The following is a 3,324-nucleotide window of genomic DNA, read 5'->3' as shown; positions in this document are numbered from 1 at the left end:
CACCGCGGTGATCTTGTACATCAGCGGCTGGCTCAGCGCCGAGTGGCTGGCCACGTAGCGCACGCTGAAGTCGCTGGCCAGGAAGGCCCAGGTAAGGACCCCGTAGGCGATCGCCAGGAACACGAACTGGCCGCTGGCCAGGAAGCCCCCCGTGCGCATCAGCCGCAGGCTGCCGGTCCGGGCGCCCACCAGCGGCAGCACGCTCTGGACCAGCGCCAGGCAGAGCGCCAGGATCAGCGCAAAGTTACCGAGTTCTGCCACCATCTGCTGCCCCTCCCGCCACCGCTGAGGCCCGGCTGATCGGGCCTGGAGTCACCGGGCCGGCGGCTGGCGCCGACCCCCATGCAGGGAATGGTCGGGGAATCCCCCCATAAGATCCATACTAGATACCTCTTTTTGAGCAGGGCTGTGACCCATGTCAAACATTGCCGGACGCTGCCTCAACGTACGCGAAAGACGGACGCTGACAGGGCTTCGACGGGGCCTTATGCTGGGGCCTGATTTCCTGACCCTCGATTTTCACAACCATGGTGACCCGCCCGTGAAACGTCCGCTGATTCCCGCCCTGCTGCTTGCCGCCGCCCTGCCCCTCGGCCTCGCCTTCCCCACGGCCCAGGCCGAGGAGGCCACCCCCGATGTCATCCTGCACACCAGCCACGGTGCCATCGGCATCGAGCTGTTCCAGGCCGAGGCCCCGGAGAGCGTCAACAACTTTCTCACCTATGTGCAGGAGGGCCACTATGACGGGACGATCTTCCACCGGGTGATCGACGGTTTCATGATCCAGGGCGGTGGCTTCGACGAGGAGATGCGCCAGAAGGCGACCCGCGACCCGATCACCAACGAGGCCGACAACGGCCTGAAGAACCGCCGCGGCACCCTGGCCATGGCGCGCACCGGCGCCCCCCACTCCGCCACCGCCCAGTTCTTCATCAACGTGGCCGACAACGGCTTCCTGGATCACGTCAGCCCGCAGTCCGGCCAGACCTGGGGCTATGCGGTGTTCGGCCAGGTGGTGGAGGGCATGGAGGTGGTCGACGCCATCCGCCGCGTGCCCACCGGCCGCCAGGGCCCCTTCCAGGACGTGCCCCGCGAGCCCGTGGTGATCGAGCGCGCCGAGCTGCCCTGAACCGCCCGCGCAAGGAGCAAGACGTGGCAAGACTGCTGTTCCGGCTGGGCAACGTGCCCGACGCCGAGGCCGAGGAGGTGCGGGCGCTGCTCGAGGCGCACGGCTTCGACACCTACGAGACCCGGGCCGGCTTCTGGGGGCTCGGCGTGGCGGCCATCTGGCTGCGCGACGAGGGCCAGTATGAGGCGGCCCGGGAGGCCCTCGACGCCTACCAGCAGGGCCTCGCCGAGCGGGTTCGCCAGGAGCGTGACGACCTGGCCGAGCGCGGCGAGGCGCCGACCCTGTGGACGCGCCTGCGCCATCGCCCCGTGCGGATGCTGCTGGTGGCCGTGGCGGTGGCGGGGATCCTGGCCCTCACCCTGCTGCCCTTCCTGCGCCTGATCGACTGACGCCTCGAAGCAGGCCTGAAAACAAAGACGCTCCCGCAGGCCTGGCCTGCGGGAGCGTCGCTGTGAAGGGCGGGGGCGCGAGAGCCCCGGCCCTGCCGGTCAGCTGCGGATCAGGTGGTCGAAGGCGCCGAGTGCGGCCTTGGACCCCTCGCCCATGGCGATGATGATCTGCTTGTAGGGCACGGTGGTCACGTCGCCGGCGGCGAAGATGCCCGGCACGCTGGTGGTGCCGTGGGCGTCGGTGATGATCTCGCCGCGCTCGGAGAGCTCCACCGGGGAGCCCTTGAGCCACTCGGTGTTGGGCACCAGGCCGATCTGCACGAAGATGCCCTCCAGGTCGAGGCGCTTGACCTCGCCGCTTGCGCGCTCCTCATAGGTGAGGCCATTGACGCGGGTGCCGTCGCCGTTCACCTCGGTGGTGCGGGCGCCGAGGATGATCTCGACGTTGGGCAGGCTCTTCAGCTTCTTCTGCAGTACGGCATCGGCGCGCATCTCGTCCATGAACTCGATCAGGGTCACGTGGCCGACGATGCCGGCCAGGTCGATGGCCGCCTCGACGCCGGAGTTGCCGCCGCCGATCACCGCCACCCGCTTGCCCTTGAACAGCGGGCCGTCGCAGTGGGGGCAGTAGGCCACTCCCCTGTTGCGGTACTCGGCTTCGCCCGGCACGTTCATCTCGCGCCAGCGGGCGCCGGTGGCCAGGATCAGGGTCCTGCTCTTGAGGCTCGCCCCGGACTCGAACTGCACCTCGTGCTCGCCGCCGGCCTCGCCGGCCGGCACCAGCTTGACCGCACGCTGCAGGTTCATGATGTCGACCTCATACTCCTTGACGTGCGCCTCCAGCGCCGCGGCCAGCTTGGGACCCTCGGTGTGGGAGACGGAGATGAAGTTCTCGATGCCCAGGGTGTCGAGCACCTGGCCGCCGAAGCGCTCGGCGGCCACGCCGGTGCGGATGCCCTTGCGGGCGGCATAGACCGCCGCCGACGCGCCGGCCGGGCCACCGCCCACCACCAGCACGTCGAAGGCGGCCTTGTCGTTGAGCCGGGCAGCCTCGCGCCTGGCGGCACCGGTGTCCACCTTGGCCAGGATCTGCTCCAGACTCATGCGGCCCTGGTCGAAGGGCTCGCCATTGAGGTAGATGCTGGGCACCGACATCACCTGGCGCTCCTCCACCTCGCCTTGGAACAGGGCGCCATCGATGGCCACGTGGCTGACGCCCGGGTTGAGCACCGCCATCAGGTTCAGCGCCTGGACCACGTCGGGGCAGTTCTGGCAGGAGAGCGAGTAGTAGGTCTCGAAGTGCAGCTCACCCTCGAGGCCCTTGATCTGTTCGATCACCTCATCGCTGACCTTGGGCGGATGACCGCCCACCTGCAGCAGCGCCAGCACCAGGGAGGTGAACTCGTGGCCCATGGGAATACCGGCGAAGACGATACCGGTTTCTGCACCCTGGCCGGTCGCCTCGCCGCCACGGTTGAGCGCGAAGGAGGGACGACGCGCGTCCTGGCCGTCGGTGCGCAGGGAAATCTTGTCGCTCAGGACGGCGATATCGGTCAGCAGACCGTGCAGCTCCTGAGACTTGGCGCCGTCATCGAGGGAAGCGACGATCTCGAACGGCTGGGTCACCTTCTGCAGATAGGCCTTGAGCTGGCTTTTCAGAGTGTCGTCCAACATGACAGCGGGTTCCTTCATGTGCGCGAAACGGGGTCACAAGGAAGCCGTGCGAACGCCGAAGGCGCCGCTCGAGGCATGCTTGTGACGGGTAGCAGACACCCGGGCGAACGCCCGGGTGAGGCGGCGAGGCCC

Annotated in this window: 3 protein-coding genes and 1 pseudogene; 2 read left to right on the top strand and 2 right to left on the bottom strand. The window is 68.4% G+C overall.

Annotated elements, in window-relative coordinates:
• A pseudogene (locus tag IBX53_RS15455) lies at nucleotides 1–264 on the bottom strand (c-type cytochrome biogenesis protein CcmF); the annotation flags it as partial.
• Nucleotides 265–541: 277 nt separating this feature from the next.
• Here IBX53_RS15455 and IBX53_RS15450 point away from each other — a divergent pair.
• Complete coding sequence (locus IBX53_RS15450; RefSeq protein WP_290911066.1) at nucleotides 542–1,129, top strand: peptidylprolyl isomerase; 588 nt, start codon at nucleotides 542–544, stop codon at nucleotides 1,127–1,129.
• Between the two features lie 23 nt (nucleotides 1,130–1,152).
• On the top strand, nucleotides 1,153–1,518 hold the full coding sequence (locus IBX53_RS15445) for a DUF6164 family protein (protein ID WP_290911063.1): 366 nt from the start codon (nucleotides 1,153–1,155) through the stop codon (nucleotides 1,516–1,518).
• A 99-nt stretch (nucleotides 1,519–1,617) separates the two neighbouring features.
• Here IBX53_RS15445 and ahpF read toward each other — a convergent pair whose 3' ends face one another.
• Nucleotides 1,618–3,192, bottom strand: a complete 1,575-nt coding sequence (ahpF, locus tag IBX53_RS15440) for an alkyl hydroperoxide reductase subunit F (RefSeq protein WP_290911060.1) — start codon at nucleotides 3,190–3,192, stop codon at nucleotides 1,618–1,620.
• Nucleotides 3,193–3,324 lie beyond the last annotated feature (132 nt).

It is taken from the genome of Halomonas sp., assembly GCF_014859505.1.
Taxonomy (GTDB): domain Bacteria; phylum Pseudomonadota; class Gammaproteobacteria; order Pseudomonadales; family Halomonadaceae; genus Halomonas.
The sequence above is the reverse complement of the archived record's forward strand: the minus strand, read 5'-3'. Positions and strand labels throughout refer to the sequence as shown.

Excerpts from the sequence above, each read along its gene's own strand:
- ahpF (WP_290911060.1), bottom strand. The coding sequence starts at position 3,192 with ATGTTGGACGACACTCTGAAAAGCCAGCTCAAGGCCTATCTGCAGAAG.